The organism is Limosilactobacillus kribbianus (assembly GCF_026413145.1).
GTDB lineage: Bacteria > Bacillota > Bacilli > Lactobacillales > Lactobacillaceae > Limosilactobacillus > Limosilactobacillus kribbianus.
In genome coordinates, this window is the sequence record NZ_JAOVYZ010000046.1 from 1 (window position 1) to 15,051 (window position 15,051).

Genomic DNA, 15,051 nt, shown 5'->3' on the forward strand with positions numbered 1-15,051 from the left:
GCGTGTGGTAAGATGATGATAGGTCATTTGTGATATCCTTTGCTTTTGTTTGTGGTTATTCAAAAGTCTATCACAGATGGCTTTTTTATGTTTCTAACTTAATTTTACAAACCGGGAGAAAGATAAATTGAAATATTTGCTTTGGCTTTTGCAGGAGAGAGGCCCTCTTTCAACTCTTAATGCCTTTATTTTAATTGGATTGCCGCAGAGGTCAAGGTCAGGTGCTTAACTATGTGTTATAGTTAAATAAATAACACGTGAGTGAGGCGAATAAAGATGCGACAATTAGTACTTCCAATCAAAGATTCAAATGTGCTGGCTGAAGTTCAAGACACCTTGTTAAATAATTTTAAGGCCGGGCGGCGCAACTATACGATCTTTCAGGTGGGGAAGGCCACTCTCCTGCGAGTCAGTGATGTGCTGCGACTCAAGCAGTCTGATGTCTTCGATGATTATGGAGCGATTCGCCAACACGCTTTTATTAAGGATAAGAAAACCAGCAAGCCCAACACTCTCTACTTGCGCCCGGTCACTAACGATCTGGCCATTTATCAGCAATGGCTGAAACGCAACCGCTACGAGGGGACAACCGAGTGGCTATTTCCATCGACGTCCCGTCCCGATAAGCATATCGACGAACGACAATTTTACAATATTATGCATAAGGTGGGCGAACTGTTAGACATCAACTATCTTGGTACCCACACGATGCGGAAAACTGGGGCTTACCGGGTCTACGTTCAGAGTAACTATAACATCGGGCTGGTAATGCGCTTGCTCAATCATTCTAGCGAGGCAATGACCTTAGCCTATCTCGGCCTTGACCAGGTTAGCCGGGAACACATGCTGGACAAAATTGACTTTGGTTGAACAGTAGCAGTAAAGCTCTGCTGCTGTCTTTTTTAATGAACAAAGGCGGTAATAAAAGTCAAAAGGCCAAAGATAATTCCTGGAAAATTGGCAATGATCACTGGCCAATCCTTTTCGGGCTTAACCCATCCGTAGGCGACCCAAAGCGTTGCGTTGATAGCCGCGCAGATGGGTTGAACGGGTGAAACAGGGTGACCAGAAAGATTAGAAATAATTTGTTCAATGTAAGAGGTGTACATCACTAGGCAGGCAATGGTGGCAGTGTTGCCGACAAGCTTGGCTTTGTACAAGCGCTTAATAAATTCTTCCTTATTCATAAATCTCATCATCCTTTTTAGCAAAATTAAAAGCAGTATTCGGAAAGGGAATAACCCTGGTCCAAAATTCTCATCTATTTAAGATAGCGCATCACCATGGCGGAATCAAGATTAATTAAAATTATTTTTATTAGTTCCTGTCAATCGGTTAGCACACAAGCTTTAGTATTCACAATTATAAATCTTATCAAGGAGAAGAAGGATAGTAACTTTCGGCTAGTAATCCCTATTTACAGCAAATTTGCTCGAAAAGTTTTTAATTTTTCTATGTCAACCGGTTGACATAGACGGCAAAAACAAGTATTATTAAAAGCGTCGAAAGAGAAAGAATTCACAAACTCACTCAAGGAGATGGCTTTCAATGGCATTTAATAAGAGCTTAGCAGGTTACTTTGATGACCTGGCTCACGTTGGGATTCCAACTGATGATATGAACAAAACAATTCGTTTCTGGGAAAAACTGGGCTTCAAGAAGCAGGGGCAGTTCGACACTGATGATCAGGGACACCAGGTGACCTTCATGAAGGCTGCCCACCTGATGCTGGAGATTTGGGACAGCGATGGCGCCGTTCACCAGACCGGTGCGATCAACCACATCTCACTGAACGTTGAAGATGCCGATAACGCCTTCAAGGCCGCTAAGGCAGAGGGCTTTGACGTCAAGGAGGCCGAAGTTCAACACCTCGATTTCTGGAAGCATGGGATTAAGTTCTTCAACATCACCGGTCCCAACGATGAAACCATCGAATTTTGTGAAATTGTTAAGGATTAATTAGGAGGATTTACTAATGAAGGCATTAGTTTTAACTGGATTAAAGCAGCTCGAAGTTCAAGATTACGATAAGCCAGCGGTTAAGCCAAATGAAGTGCTGATTCACACTGCTTGGGCTGGTATCTGTGGTACTGACAAGGCCCTGTACGGTGGTCTGCCGGGTTCCGCTGACGCCGTTCCGCCGATTGTTTTAGGTCACGAAAACTCCGGGGTTGTTACCGAAGTCGGCAGTGCCGTTGAAAACTTCAAGGTGGGCGACCGGGTTAGTGTTGACCCGAACGTTTACTGCCACAAGTGCAAGTTCTGCCGGTCATCCCGTCCAGAACTGTGTGAACACCTGGATGCCGTTGGTGTTACCCGTGACGGTGGTTTTGAAGAATACTTCACCGCCCCTGAAGAAGTTGTTTACCACATTCCAGACAACGTCTCCCTGGAAGCCGCTGCCGTAATCGAACCAATCTCCTGTGCTGAACACGGGGTTGACCTTTTGGAAACCCACCCATACCAGAACGCTATCGTTATCGGTGACGGCTTCGAAGGTCAGCTGATCGCCCAGATTCTGAAGTCCCGTGGTGTTCACGAAGTTACTCTGGCTGGTTCCAACGAAGAAAAGCTGGAGAACAACAAGAAGCACTTTGGCTTCAAGACCATCAACAACGTTAAGCACCCTGAAGAAGTTAAAGCCGATTCCTACGACATCGTGGTTGAAGCCGTTGGTCTGCCAAAGACGCAGGAACAAGCCGTTGAAGCCGCTGCCCGTGGTGGCCAAGTCCTGATGTTCGGTGTTGGTAACCCTGACTCCACTTTCAAGGTTAACACTTACAAGGTCTTCCAAAAGCAGCTGAAGATCCAAGGAACCTTCATCAATCCATACACCTTTGAAGACTCCATTGCCCTGCTGCAATCCGGTGCCGTTGATCCGCTGCCACTGATTTCCCACGTCCTCGACTTTGACCATGTCGAAGACTTCGTTAGTGGTAAGCTGACCGGTGTTTCCAAGGCAATCGTCAAGGTTGCCGGCGAAGAAGCTTAACGCCTATTAAATTTATTCTCAAAAGGGTCGTTATCGAGTTCGATAGCGGCCCTTTTTATAGTTGCTGAAGCAAGATTGCCCCGAGGATTAAGTTGGCGTTGCGCTGAGGATCGTCAAAGTGATAGTCCCACTGGTCCATGATTCGGTTGAGGCGGTAGAGCACGGTATTGTGGTGAAGATGAAGCTGATGGGCGGTTCGGCTGACGTTCCCATTGTTCAACAAGTAGGTGACCAGGGTCTGGAAAAAGGCGGTCTGATGTTTTTCATCGTCCATTTTGAGCTTGCGCAGGGCAGAATTGATGAAACCCAGCTGATGGTTGTCGCGGAGATAGCCCGCCAAAATCACCGGCGTGGCATCCTCAAACAAGAGGAAGGCTTGGTGGCGCTTGCTTGCAACCTGCACCGCGAGCCGGGCTTGGTCATAAGCTTGAAAGAATTCCGCTAGAGTGGTGAAGGCACTGCTGATGCCGATAATAACGCGGTCAGGATCACCGCTTTGCTTGAGCCGCACGAGTTCAGGTGGGCAGAGCTGCTTAGTCGGTGCGAGATTGGTTAGCAGGATGATATCCCGGTCAAAGAAGCAGTAAATTCCTTGGGGGATCAGCCGATTAAATTGACCGAGAAGGTTGCGGAGAAAGATTTCATTAAACTGTTGTTCCAGGCGAATATCGACCAGATACTTAGCTCCGGGCCGTGCTAAAAAAGGTCGCAAATCCGACCGCTGTGCCGGACTGTTAAAGGTTCGGTCGCTAATCGCCAGTTCGAGACTGCTTGAGTAATTGAGCCGATTGGACCGGGAATGCTTTTCATTTGTTGTGATTACGTTGACTGTAAATTCCAGATAGTAGCTGATGACCAGGCGAGTGAGCAGGAGGGAAAACTGCCCATTACTGATGACGATAATCCGGCCGATTCGTTCACCATGATTGAATAATTGATAGATCCCAACCGGATATTTTTCAATCTGTCGATAGCAAAACGCACCGGCCAGTTGATCGCCGATCTGATTTGCTCGGGTAAGCAAGTCCCTATCAAAACGGGGTGAGAAGAGCTGATCGCTAATCTGTTTGCTTGTGCCAGTTAAGATCGTTCCAGAAGGATTAATGAGAAAAATTGCACAACTTGTTTGCTTGCTAAGCGAATTTAAGGAATCATTTAAATCACCAGAGTGCAGATACTGCTGGACACTGTCATTGAAAATCTGCAGGGCGCGGTAGTCGTCTTTAAGGAGTGTCTGGATTTGTTGCGTAGTCGGTTGGACACTTAACGCGGACCAATTTATCTGTTTCCCGTTGGCCAACATCACGCCCGCTGAAGAAATGTTGAGAATTGAACAATTGAAAGTATCTGGTGTTAGCGAATTTGTTGTGTGAATATCTAAAGCTTTCAAGAGCTGATTTAACTTCATTTTTGTTCTCCATTTAACGCTACTGGAGCTAATTCACCTTTATTATACCAACAATATTTGTGTAAAGGCATAAAGACATTAGGACCAATTCTACATACACTATACTCGTAAAGTTAATTAGTACACAAATGGAGGGATAATCATGGCTGACGAAAAAGTTGCCTTAATTACGGGTGCTAGTTCAGGAATTGGCTACGGAATCACGGAAGTCTTCGCAGCTAACGGTGTCAACGTGGCAATGGTTGCGCTCGGGGCTGATACGCTGAATGAAAAAGCACAAGAGATTCGAGAGCATTACCATGTCGAAGTCTTGCCGATTGCTGCTAACATTGCGAATGAAGATGAAGTTAATCACGCGGTTCAAGAAACGGTTGAGAAATTTGGCCACCTTGACTACGCAGTCAACGATGCCGGAATCAGTGGAACCTTCAAGGCTTTTCACGAACTGACCAGTGCCGACTTCGATAAAACAATGAGTGTTGACCTCCGTGGGACTTTCCTGTCGATGAGTGCTGAAATTAAGCAATTCGTTAAGCAGGGTTACGGTTCGGTTGTTAATATTACCGCCCTCGGCACCGAGGTTGCAGCGCCGTCAATGTCGCTCTATATTGCCGCTAAGGCTGGTATTGTTGGCTTAACGCACTCAGTTGCGATGGACTATGATGACAAGGGCATTCGGGTTAATGCCGTTTCGCCTGGTGCTGTCCGGACCAATATGACTAAAGCCGTTCTCGACGACACTAGCGAGGGCAGTTTCGGTCAATTGTTGCTGAGCGGAATTCCAAACAAGCGCGCTGCTGATCCAAAAGAAATTGGTGAGGCCGTTTACTTTGTTGCTTCCGAAAAGGCTTCATACATGACAGGTCAGAATGTCTGTGTCGATGGTGGTGCTTCAACCGGTAATAACTAAATTTCTCCTTTAAGTGGTATTTGAATCAACATAAATATTGGGCTGTGATCCGAAGAGAGAGCACGGTCCTTTTTCATTTAATTTAAGTCGACTAGAACGCACTTCTCATTCGCCAATGATTTAATTCCATCGAGCAAGTGCCAAATGAGAAAATTGTAGCAAAAATTTGCTAAAGGCCTTGCCTTTTTCGCTAATCCTTGGTAAGATACTATTTGTTGTCATGAGGAATGACTTTTGGAGGATTAGCTCAGTTGGGAGAGCGTCTGCCTTACAAGCAGAGGGTCACAGGTTCGAGCCCTGTATCCTCCATTGCGGTTCTAACCGCAAACATAATATTGGGCTATAGCCAAGCGGTAAGGCAACGGTTTTTGGTACCGTCATGCGCTGGTTCGAATCCAGCTAGCCCAATATTTGGTCCGTTGGTCTAGTTGGTTTAGGACGCATCCCTGTCACGGATGAGATCACGAGTTCGAGTCTCGTACGGACCGTTAAAAAGCATCTGACTTTTAGTCAGGTGCTTTTTTATTTTCTTTAACTAGTAAAATCATAGTAAAATGAATTGATTTAATTTCCTTTTTGGGTATTGTAAACGATTTCACGATATAGTAAAATTAATTTGTTGCTGAAACAGATTGGGATGGATTATATTATGAAATTAAAGAAGAAACTCGTTGCAACCACCTGCGCTTGCTTTGCCGGACTGGCACTTGGGGGTGTCACGATGGCGACTAACCAGCCAAGCAGCGCCAGCGCTAGTTCCAACAAGGAAGTGACGATTTACCTGACCCGTCACGGGGAAACGACAGCCAACGTCATGAACCGGGTCCAGGGATGGAGTGACTTCCCACTGACTCACAATGGGGTTACGGTCGCCAATGACCTTGGCCGTGGCCTGAAGGGAATCAAGTTTAAGCATGCCTACACTGGTAACCTGACGCGCCAGGAACAAACGGCACGCCATGCTCTTGATCACTCCGGTAACCAAAATACCAAGATCACTGAAACAGCTAAACTCCGTGAAGGGGGCTACGGTAGTTTCGAAGGGGACAGCATTCAAGCAGACAACAACAAGATTGCTGGCGTTTATGGCTATTCTAGCGGTCAGGAATTCCAGGAGAAGACGGGGAAGGATTACTGGAACAAGCTCCAGGATGCTTACCACACGCTGGATGAGCAGAACTCCCAGAATACCGGCTTAGCTAAGAAGGACCGGGCAGAAAGTTCTGCTCAAGTTCAAAAGCGGATGAATTCCGAATTGACGCACATCGCCAAGACAACCGAAAAGCAGGGCGGCGGGAACGTCCTGGTTGTTAGCTCCGGAATGTCAATCAACGAGTACTTATCACAAGTTAGCAACAAATACGAAGGTAAGCCGCTGAAGAATGCCGCGGTTACCAAACTGGTTTACAAGAACGGCAAGTTCCATGTTCAAGGCCAAATTGGCAGCCTTCACTACGTTAACAAGGGCCAACAAAAGGCTAGCAAATAGACAGTAATTATTTAATAGGTTATTAATTTCAGCAACCAGCAATGGGCGGGTGAGGAGTTTTCTTCACACCCGCCTTTTTCGATTCCTGATTCGCAATTCCCAATTCTTAATGGTAGGATAAAGATGAAGAGTGATGTTGAGCTGATAGAAGCCTTAGAAAGTAGGCTGATAAAAATGGCTGATATTGATTTTATGCAAGAAACTGTCCGGACAATGCTAAATAAAAATGTGCGTTCCTATTCTGATAAAAACGAATTTTTAAGTGCGCACGGCCTCAACCACCCGGTAAGTGCAGAAATTTTTAATGATCAATTTGTCGCAAGCGGCGAACTGGTTGCACTGCGCTCAACTACTTTACGCGAATGCGGTGATTTTATCACCTCGGTGGCCCTGACACATCATCCAGGGAGCGACTTACCGTTGTACCACATCGTTGCCACTGAACTGACCGAACACCCAATCTTTAAAATCAACCACCGGTACTGGTATCAGGCGGCGACGATTGAATCATTTGCTGAAACAATTGCTCGGCTGAATCATTTACAAGCACCCGTCCAACAATGAATGGTGCCAATAGGTAATCAATGGACACACTTATTGACTATGCTAAAATAGAGGTAGATGCTAAACTAACTGGAACGTCTTTGTAAAGGGGATGTTAGGATGTTTAAGAAAACAGCACACCAATCAGCTAAGCAAAACAAGTTCATGCGGGCAATTCTCGTCACGGCGGCTGCCCTCCAGGTTGTCAATGCGGTGACAACACTAAAACATGCCCTGCGGAAATAGACGAAAGTAAACAAATGTCGCGGCATAAAATTATTATTAGGAATCGTCAGCGGGCGGTTCCTTTTTTCGTGTTATGATAAGAGTGTATAGTAACCGCTTTCATTATAGACAGGAGTGATCGACATGCATAAGATTGGAATTATTGGACTTGGTCACGTTGGGACAACCGTTGCCCACATCTTGCTGATGAAGGGACTGGCTGATGAGCTGATCCTGATTGACCAGAACGAGAAGAAAGTTGCAGCAGAGTACAACGATTTTGGGGACTCGTTTCCGCGGACTAATCATTCCGCAGTAATCAAGCAAAACGACTATAACGAACTGGCCGATGCCGACATTGTGATCACAGCATTCGGGGACATTGAAGCCACGAACCGGACCGGTGATCGCTTTGCCGAGCTGCCGATCAACAAAAAGAATGCCCGCGAGGTTGGTGCTAAGATCAAGGGAAGCGGCTTTAACGGTATTCTGATCAATATTTCCAATCCGTGCGATGCAGTGCTGGGGGTTCTTCAAAAGGCGACCGGTCTGCCGTACGACCGGATCTTTGGGACTGGGACTTCGCTGGACACGGCGCGGATGCAGCGGGCGATTGGAACTAATTTCCATGAAGCGCCGCAAAACGTTGACGGTTACGTTCTCGGCGAGCATGGCAACACCCAGTTCACCGCTTGGTCAACAATTCACCTGGATGGAATCCCGGTAACCAAGTTGGCTGACGAAGGCAAGGTTGACCTGGATCAGTTAGCTACTGCCATTCGGAATGGGGCCTTCACAATCATGGCCGGGAAGGGCTACACCTGCTTTGGTGTTGCCACCTGCGCAGCCCAGCTGGTTGAAGCAGTCTTCACTGATAAGCACCTTTTTGGGCCGGTTTCCGTTTACATGCAGAAATATGGCTGCTACATTGGCTACCCGGCCGTTATTGGCGCCCACGGGATTGAAGATATTCACGAGATTAAGCTAACTGCCGAAGAAGAGGACCTGCTGGCAAAGTCGGCAGAGACGATTAAGGAAAAGACAAAGGATTAATTTAATGGGCAGTGATCAGGCGATTAGCGTTGATCGCTGCTTTGCTTTGCGAAAAATTTCACAACAGGCTTAACTGGGGCTTGGCTATTGTCACAAATCAAGTATAATTAAAGGTAAAGAGAAGGGGGATATTCGATATGTCATTAATGCAAGACACAGCAGAAATCAACAAGACCGATAGTCAGATCTACCTGGTTACCATGGTTCGGCAAAGTACCGACATGCCAATGTACATCGATCACATGGTTTATCAAACAGTTGCCGGTGGTCAAAAGTTCATGACGAAGTTGGTGGCAGCCTTTGTTCACGCCGGCTACCGCGAAAAGAAAGTAGACGCTGACCACTACGAATTAAGCAACGGTTTGGACAAAATCAGCCTGACTGGTAAGCTGGAAGACGTTTACGAGGACTAGCTTTCCTGAAAAGCCTCTTCGCCCGCTTGGGTGGGGAGACTTTTTTTGTCGACTGTCTTGTTAATTAACAGTTGTAACAAATTGAATGGTGAAGTACTTTCTAAACAACAGTTAGACTTAAGTTAAGAAAGTATTCGGAACAGAAAGGATTCTTGATTAACTTGAGAAATAAAGGAAAATTGTCGTGGCCGTTACTGATCTACGGGCTGTTAGTATTGCTGGCATTTTGGGGGACTGTTCTTCACTGGCAAACTGGCTTGCTGCAAGCCGGTAATGCCTGGGGACTAGCCGCTTGGGAACTGCTAAAAGTGCTGGGGGGAACTATTGCCATCATCATCCCCTTACTGGTCGGATATCACCAAGGTCCGCTTCGCCAACGCTGGCCATTGGCATTGGGGTATGGACTGGTTGGGGCAATAACATTTGCATTTGCCCAGTGGCTGCCCAGCGGGGGTGGCAGCCCCGAGCGCTACCTGGTTCAGCAGATTTTCGTCACTTGGTTGGGCACTCTCTTATTATGGGTGGCCGCACCGGTATTTCACCGAATTCTGCACCTCTGGCAGGCTAAGCAGCGCCGACCGTTCGTCCTTGCCCTAATTGTTGCCTTTCTAGGACTGCGGATTCTGGGCTGGCAGACGCTTTTGGGTTTTGCCGGTGGCCGTAGCCTGGTCTGGTTAGCATTTCTGTTTACGATCGGCGATTGGCTGGCCACCGACCGGCCCTGGTGGCAGCATTTCTCCCGCAGGTTCTACCTGTTCCTCGGGGTGGTTGCCTGGTTGTTGACTGCACTGACAATCTGGCTGCACAACAGCCGGGTTGATTATAACCCGCACCGCGGCCTGCTGGTGGATCAGCTGCACCAATTGGTCGGAATCGCTCCCTGTCAGCCGTTGCTGCTGATCACCAGCATCCTGTTATTGATGGCAGTGGGCTATCATCAATTGGCTGTTAATTCGACCAATCTGGGACGAGGGATTCTGATCCTTAATCTGTTAGGCATCCCAGTAGTCTTTGCTACGGCAGCCACTAAGGCCCCGTGGCTGCTCTACTGGATCGTCTTGACGACTATTATTATTGTTGGGCTGCCGGTGTTGTTTGAGCGACTATTCGCCGACAGCTCTTGGACGTTCAGTGGGATGACCATTCGACGTTGGACCGGTCGGATCATTCGGTTTGGCTGGCCACTGCTTTTGACCTATCTGATCCTCTGGCTGCTGACGGTGGCATCGTTCGCCCTCCTGTGGAACAATGACTGGACGATGGTCACCTGGGCAGTGACCAAGCGGGCGGCAATCATTAACGTCAATACTCTGATGATTTTTGCCATTTGCCTGGTCCTGATGGCCATCACCAATCGCTGGTGGCTGAGCAGCGGGATTACGGTTGCCTTTTATCTCGGCTGGATTGTTGCCAGTCAGCTGAAGATTGCGTCGCGGGAGGAACCAATCTTACCGACTGATATGTCAACCCTGACCGCTCCAAAAGAAATGCTGGGAATGGTCGATAGTAAGACCATCGTCGCCGTGGTCGGTGGGGCCATCCTGCTTTTAGGGATTTGTGCCTGGCTGGAGCACCTCTATGGTCATCCCCGCCTGCGCTGGTGGGGCCGCCTCGGGGTCGCACTGGTGGCGGTGCTGTTCCTGGGATCATTCACCCGAGCCAACCACAGTAATTCGCTGACCTTTAAACAGTTGCAGAAGTATCACGATATTCCGTATTTCTACAAGCAGATCCGTGGCGCCCAGATGAACGGCACACTGCTCCAGTTTGCCAATAACATCGACGTCCACGTCATGACTAAGCCGGCGGGGTATTCGGCAACCCGGATGCACCAGATCGAGCAGCGCTACACGAATATTGGCGCTAAGATCAATCAGGATCGCCAGCATAACACGGTTGGCCGGCAGAACCTGGTCTTCGTGCTCAGCGAAAGTTTTGCCGATCCGTCCCGAGTTCCGAGGATGAAGGTCCACGGCGGCGACCCGTTGCCGTTCCTTCACCAGCTTGAAAAGCACACCACCAGTGGGCTGATGCTCAGCTCCGGTTACGGTGGGGGAACCGCCAACATGGAATACCAGGCGCTGACCGGGCTGGCGGTCGCCAACTTCTCGCCAACGATGCCGACGCCGTACTCCCAGCTGGTCCCGTACCAAAAGCAAGCCTGGGCAATCAATCAGCTTTTCAATTATAGTATTGGAATTCACCCCTTCACGGCCAATCTCTATAGCCGTAAGGCCGTCTACCACAAGTTCGGCTTCGCTAAGTTCTACCACTTCGGCAGTGCCGACAAGCTGACCTATACGAAGAAGATCTACCACAATCCAAGGGTCAGTGATGGTTCAACCTATAAAGAAATCACGCTGAATCTGCGTCGCCAGCCCCATGGTAAGTTTGTTCAGGTAGCGACAATGCAGAATCACATGCCCTACCAAAACTACTACCGGCACAATCACTATTCGATCAGTGGTGATAACTTCAGTGAGGGCCAGGAAAATTCGATTGAAACCTATATCCAGGGAATTCATTACACCGACACCGCGCTTAAAAGCTGGATCCATCAGCTGAACGAGCTCGACCAGCCGACCACAGTGGTCTGGTACGGTGATCACCTGCCGGGAATCTACAATAAAGTTTCGATGAGCAAGTTCGGGGTCCCGCTGCACGAGACCGACTACTTCATCTATAGCAACAAAGCCGCCCGGCGCCTTAACCATGACCGGATTGTCAATCAACACCAATTGGTCAGTCCGAACGTTTTCGGGGCGCTGGCCCTGGCGAAGATGGACATGAAGGTCTCCCCGTACTACGCGCTCCTGACAAAGGTAGCGGAGGAGATCCCGGCGACCTCGCTGCCGCTGGATGGTTCTTCCAAGAACAACACCGCGCACCAGGGCGGGATCAGCTTTGTCGACCAGCAGGGCAAGGAGGTTAAGCTAAATGCCAAGCAACGGCGGCTTTACCACGACTACCAGTTGGTTCAATACGACCTGACGGCGGGCCATGGCTACCTGATGAAGGACCGTTTCCTAAAGAGCGTTGCCAAGTAACATAAGATCAACAATAAAATCCGCTACTGCTCACAGAGCAGGGCGGATTTTTAATTACTTAAGACAATTCCAGCAAACCGGTTCGTACTCAGGTTGGCGTGGCATTACAAGAAATATTATAATAAAAGTAGGGAAGTATTAGACACAAACGTGCTGAATGGGGGAATAGTTGATGAGTACAAAGTTTTATCAAGAGAGTACCCAGGACGTGATTAAACAACTGCGAGGAACACCCCAGGGACTGACGACCAGCGAGGCCCAGACGAGGCTAAAAGAGGACGGGCCCAATGCCCTGCCGGCGGGGAAACACCTGTCCTTATTGCAGAAATTCATCGCCCAGTTCAAGGACCTGATGATTCTGATCCTGATCGTAGCAGCGGTTGTGGCCGCCATTGCTGGCGAAATTTCTGATGCCATCATCATCCTGGTCGTTGTTATCCTGAATGCGGCCTTCGGGGTTTTCCAGGAAACCAAGGCGGAGAACGCGATCGACGCCCTGCAAAAGATGAGTACACCGACGACCAATGTGCTGCGGGACGGGCACGTCAAGCAGATCTCCAGCAAGGACTTGGTAACGGGTGATGTGATCCTACTGGAAGCCGGGGATATCATCCCAGCCGACGTTCGTTTTCTCAAGACGCAGAACCTCAAGGTCGAGGAGGCAGCCCTGACCGGTGAGTCGATCCCGGTTGACAAAAACGGCGAAACGATCACCGACGATTCCACCGTCCTCGGCGACCAACACAACATGGGCTTCATGAACACCAATGTGACGGCGGGGACGGCCGAGGGGATTGTGACGGCAACTGGCCTTCAGACCGAAGTGGGGAAGATCGCCGACATGCTCAATAACGCCAAGCCGACGACCACGCCCCTGCAGAAGAACATTACCCATCTGAGTAAGGTTCTCTCCGTGCTGGTACTGGTGATGGCCGTTGCGATCTTCCTGATCGGGATGCTGACCCACCGGGAATCGACATTGGACATGCTGCTAACGGCGATCTCACTGGCGGTGGCCGCGATTCCGGAAGGGTTGCCAGCAATCGTCACAATTACCCTAGCCCTGGGGACCCAGGCGATGGTCAAGCGCAACGCCTTGATCCGGAAACTGCCGGCAGTTGAAACGCTGGGTGCCACGGAGATCATCGCCTCGGATAAGACCGGGACACTGACAAAGAACCAGATGACGGTCGAACAGGTGATGATCGATGGCCAGTTGTTCGCCAGCAAGGACTTCGGCAAAGAAGACAGTGCTTCGCTAGAGAAGGCGATGATCCTGGCCAACGAGGCCCAGGAGGGTGACAAGCAGGAGCTGCTTGGCGATCCGACCGAAACGGCCCTGTGGCAATTCTATATCGACAAGGGCGTCAGCATCGCGGATTTCAAGGCCAAGTACCCGCGGGTAAACTCCCTGCCATTTGATTCCGAACGGAAAATGATGTCGGCGGTGGTCAAAGAAAATTCGCAACCGGTTCTCTACACCAAGGGGGCCGTGGATGAACTGCTGGCCCGGACCAATCGCATCCTCGATCATGGTCAGGTGCGGCAAATTACGGATGACGACCGGGAGACTATCCTAAAGTTTAACAATGACCTGGCCAAGCAGGCGCTCCGGGTCCTAGCTTACGCCTACCGACCGCTGGCGGCGGATGAAGCCCACAGTTCGGACTCCAACCAGGTTGAACAATCGCTGATCTTCATCGGCTTGACGGGGATGATCGATCCGCCACGTCCCGAAGTCAAGGCAGCGATCAAGGAAGCTAAGCAGGCTGGCATTCGGCCATTGATGATCACCGGAGATCACAAGGTGACGGCACGGACGATTGCCGAGCGGCTCGGTATTATCGAACCGGGTGACGAAGACGGCGCAATTACCGGGGCCGAGTTAAACGAGCTAAGTGACGCGGAACTCAAGGACAATGTCGAGAAGTACCACGTTTATGCCCGGGTGGCTCCCGAGCATAAGGTGCGGATCGTCAAGGCTTGGCAGGCCCACGATAAGGTGGTGGCCATGACTGGTGACGGGGTCAATGATGCCCCGGCACTGAAGGCAGCCGACATCGGGGTCGGTATGGGAATCACCGGGACCGAGGTTTCCAAGAACGCGGCTGACGTGGTCCTGGCCGACGACAACTTCGCAACGATCATTGCGGCGGTCAAGGAGGGGCGGAAGGTTTTCGCCAACATTCAAAAGGCGATCCAGTACCTGCTCTCCGCCAACCTGGGGGAGGTTTTGACCCTTTTCCTGATGACGATTCTGAACTGGGCCATTCTGACCCCGGTCCAGATTCTCTGGATCAACCTGGTCACCGACACCTTCCCGGCAATCGCCCTTGGGGTTGAACCGGCGGAAGGGGACGTCATGAAACAGCGGCCACGGGGCCTGCACTCCAGTTTCCTGTCGAACGGTACCGGGTCCAACATCATCTATCAGGGGCTCTTGGAGGGAGCGTTGACCCTCGGGGTATACTGCCTGGGGATCACCTTCCCGGCTCACCAGAGTGCGGCCCTGGTCCACGCCGATGCACTGACGATGGCCTACATCACGCTGGGCCTGATCCAGCTGGCTCACGCCTTCAACTGCAAGTCCCTGCATGGCACGATCTTTAAGAGCGGAACCTTTGCCAACCACTACTTCAACTGGGCAATCATCGTCTCGACCATTGCACTGGTAGTCACGGTCTTCGTTCCACAGCTGAATCCAATTTTCCATACCACCGAGTTAAACGGGATGCAGTGGGGAATTGTCCTGCTGGCCGGAATCCTGATGGTGGCCGTGGTTGAAATCGTGAAGTTTTTCCAGCGGCAATCGAATAAGTAAGCAAAAAAAGGATGATGCCTCACGCGGGCAATGTCATTAAGTTAAGAGCTTGACAATTAGTGGTCGGTTCTTACAGGATGTCGTTTGAAAAGTAATTCGTTAATTTTAAGGCCACCTAAGTAGTAATCGCGGTTACTAATTAGGTGGCCT

At 49.6% G+C, this 15,051-nt stretch carries 13 protein-coding genes and 3 tRNA genes; 14 read left to right on the forward strand and 2 right to left on the reverse strand.

Going from position 1 to position 15,051, the window contains the following annotated elements:
* Nucleotides 1-276 precede the first annotated feature (276 nt).
* On the forward strand, nt 277-870 hold the full coding sequence (locus OCT58_RS08400; protein WP_267202422.1) for a site-specific integrase: 594 nt from the start codon (nt 277-279) through the stop codon (nt 868-870).
* Between the two features lie 32 nt (nt 871-902).
* Here OCT58_RS08400 and OCT58_RS08405 read toward each other — a convergent pair whose 3' ends face one another.
* Nucleotides 903-1,187, reverse strand: coding sequence for a SemiSWEET family transporter (locus tag OCT58_RS08405; RefSeq protein ID WP_267202423.1), 285 nt, complete (start codon nt 1,185-1,187; stop codon nt 903-905).
* Between the two features lie 361 nt (nt 1,188-1,548).
* On the opposite strand from OCT58_RS08405, the gene OCT58_RS08410 reads away from it, so the two are divergent.
* Nucleotides 1,549-1,959 carry a VOC family protein gene (locus OCT58_RS08410; RefSeq protein ID WP_267202424.1) on the forward strand — a complete coding sequence of 137 codons (411 nt, stop codon included), beginning with the start codon at nt 1,549-1,551 and terminating at the stop codon, nt 1,957-1,959.
* A 16-nt stretch (nt 1,960-1,975) separates the two neighbouring features.
* Nucleotides 1,976-2,992, forward strand: a complete 1,017-nt coding sequence (locus OCT58_RS08415) for a zinc-dependent alcohol dehydrogenase family protein (protein ID WP_267202425.1) — start codon at nt 1,976-1,978, stop codon at nt 2,990-2,992.
* Between the two features lie 55 nt (nt 2,993-3,047).
* Here the strand turns inward: OCT58_RS08415 and OCT58_RS08420 are convergent, their stop codons facing one another.
* Nucleotides 3,048-4,400, reverse strand: coding sequence for a helix-turn-helix domain-containing protein (locus tag OCT58_RS08420; RefSeq protein ID WP_267202426.1), 1,353 nt, complete (start codon nt 4,398-4,400; stop codon nt 3,048-3,050).
* A 142-nt stretch (nt 4,401-4,542) separates the two neighbouring features.
* On the opposite strand from OCT58_RS08420, the gene OCT58_RS08425 reads away from it, so the two are divergent.
* From OCT58_RS08425 to OCT58_RS08475, 11 genes are all read left to right on the forward strand, one after another.
* Nucleotides 4,543-5,310, forward strand: a complete 768-nt coding sequence (locus OCT58_RS08425) for an SDR family NAD(P)-dependent oxidoreductase (protein ID WP_267202427.1) — start codon at nt 4,543-4,545, stop codon at nt 5,308-5,310.
* Between the two features lie 236 nt (nt 5,311-5,546).
* Nucleotides 5,547-5,619: transfer RNA gene (locus OCT58_RS08430), tRNA-Val, on the forward strand.
* 27 nt (nt 5,620-5,646) lie between these two features.
* Nucleotides 5,647-5,718, forward strand: a tRNA-Gln gene (locus tag OCT58_RS08435).
* A 5-nt stretch (nt 5,719-5,723) separates the two neighbouring features.
* A tRNA-Asp gene (locus OCT58_RS08440) sits at nt 5,724-5,798 on the forward strand.
* A 161-nt stretch (nt 5,799-5,959) separates the two neighbouring features.
* Nucleotides 5,960-6,799 (forward strand): histidine phosphatase family protein, encoded by an 840-nt coding sequence (locus tag OCT58_RS08445; protein ID WP_267202428.1) that lies wholly within the window; start codon nt 5,960-5,962, stop codon nt 6,797-6,799.
* Nucleotides 6,800-6,922: 123 nt separating this feature from the next.
* A complete protein-coding gene (locus OCT58_RS08450; protein WP_267202429.1) occupies nt 6,923-7,363 on the forward strand; it encodes a hypothetical protein in 441 nt (146 codons plus the stop codon).
* A 99-nt stretch (nt 7,364-7,462) separates the two neighbouring features.
* Nucleotides 7,463-7,588 carry a hypothetical protein gene (locus OCT58_RS08455; protein WP_267202430.1) on the forward strand — a complete coding sequence of 42 codons (126 nt, stop codon included), beginning with the start codon at nt 7,463-7,465 and terminating at the stop codon, nt 7,586-7,588.
* Between the two features lie 123 nt (nt 7,589-7,711).
* Nucleotides 7,712-8,620, forward strand: coding sequence for an L-lactate dehydrogenase (locus OCT58_RS08460; protein ID WP_267202431.1), 909 nt, complete (start codon nt 7,712-7,714; stop codon nt 8,618-8,620).
* Nucleotides 8,621-8,757: 137 nt separating this feature from the next.
* Nucleotides 8,758-9,033 (forward strand): hypothetical protein, encoded by a 276-nt coding sequence (locus tag OCT58_RS08465; RefSeq protein WP_267202432.1) that lies wholly within the window; start codon nt 8,758-8,760, stop codon nt 9,031-9,033.
* Between the two features lie 215 nt (nt 9,034-9,248).
* Entirely contained in the window at nt 9,249-12,080 is a 2,832-nt protein-coding gene (locus OCT58_RS08470) for an LTA synthase family protein (RefSeq protein ID WP_267202433.1), read from the forward strand.
* Between the two features lie 172 nt (nt 12,081-12,252).
* A complete protein-coding gene (locus OCT58_RS08475) occupies nt 12,253-14,901 on the forward strand; it encodes a cation-translocating P-type ATPase (protein WP_267202434.1) in 2,649 nt (882 codons plus the stop codon).
* Nucleotides 14,902-15,051 lie beyond the last annotated feature (150 nt).

Coding starts and splice junctions, on each gene's coding strand:
- OCT58_RS08415 (WP_267202425.1), top strand. CDS start 1,976: ATGAAGGCATTAGTTTTAACTGGATTAAAGCAGCTCGAAGTTCAAGAT.
- OCT58_RS08410 (WP_267202424.1), top strand. CDS start 1,549: ATGGCATTTAATAAGAGCTTAGCAGGTTACTTTGATGACCTGGCTCAC.
- OCT58_RS08450 (WP_267202429.1), top strand. CDS start 6,923: ATGAAGAGTGATGTTGAGCTGATAGAAGCCTTAGAAAGTAGGCTGATA.
- OCT58_RS08445 (WP_267202428.1), top strand. CDS start 5,960: ATGAAATTAAAGAAGAAACTCGTTGCAACCACCTGCGCTTGCTTTGCC.
- OCT58_RS08405 (WP_267202423.1), bottom strand. CDS start 1,187: ATGAATAAGGAAGAATTTATTAAGCGCTTGTACAAAGCCAAGCTTGTC.
- OCT58_RS08455 (WP_267202430.1), top strand. CDS start 7,463: ATGTTTAAGAAAACAGCACACCAATCAGCTAAGCAAAACAAGTTCATG.
- OCT58_RS08425 (WP_267202427.1), top strand. CDS start 4,543: ATGGCTGACGAAAAAGTTGCCTTAATTACGGGTGCTAGTTCAGGAATT.
- OCT58_RS08475 (WP_267202434.1), top strand. CDS start 12,253: ATGAGTACAAAGTTTTATCAAGAGAGTACCCAGGACGTGATTAAACAA.
- OCT58_RS08400 (WP_267202422.1), top strand. CDS start 277: ATGCGACAATTAGTACTTCCAATCAAAGATTCAAATGTGCTGGCTGAA.
- OCT58_RS08420 (WP_267202426.1), bottom strand. CDS start 4,400: ATGAAGTTAAATCAGCTCTTGAAAGCTTTAGATATTCACACAACAAAT.
- OCT58_RS08465 (WP_267202432.1), top strand. CDS start 8,758: ATGTCATTAATGCAAGACACAGCAGAAATCAACAAGACCGATAGTCAG.
- OCT58_RS08460 (WP_267202431.1), top strand. CDS start 7,712: ATGCATAAGATTGGAATTATTGGACTTGGTCACGTTGGGACAACCGTT.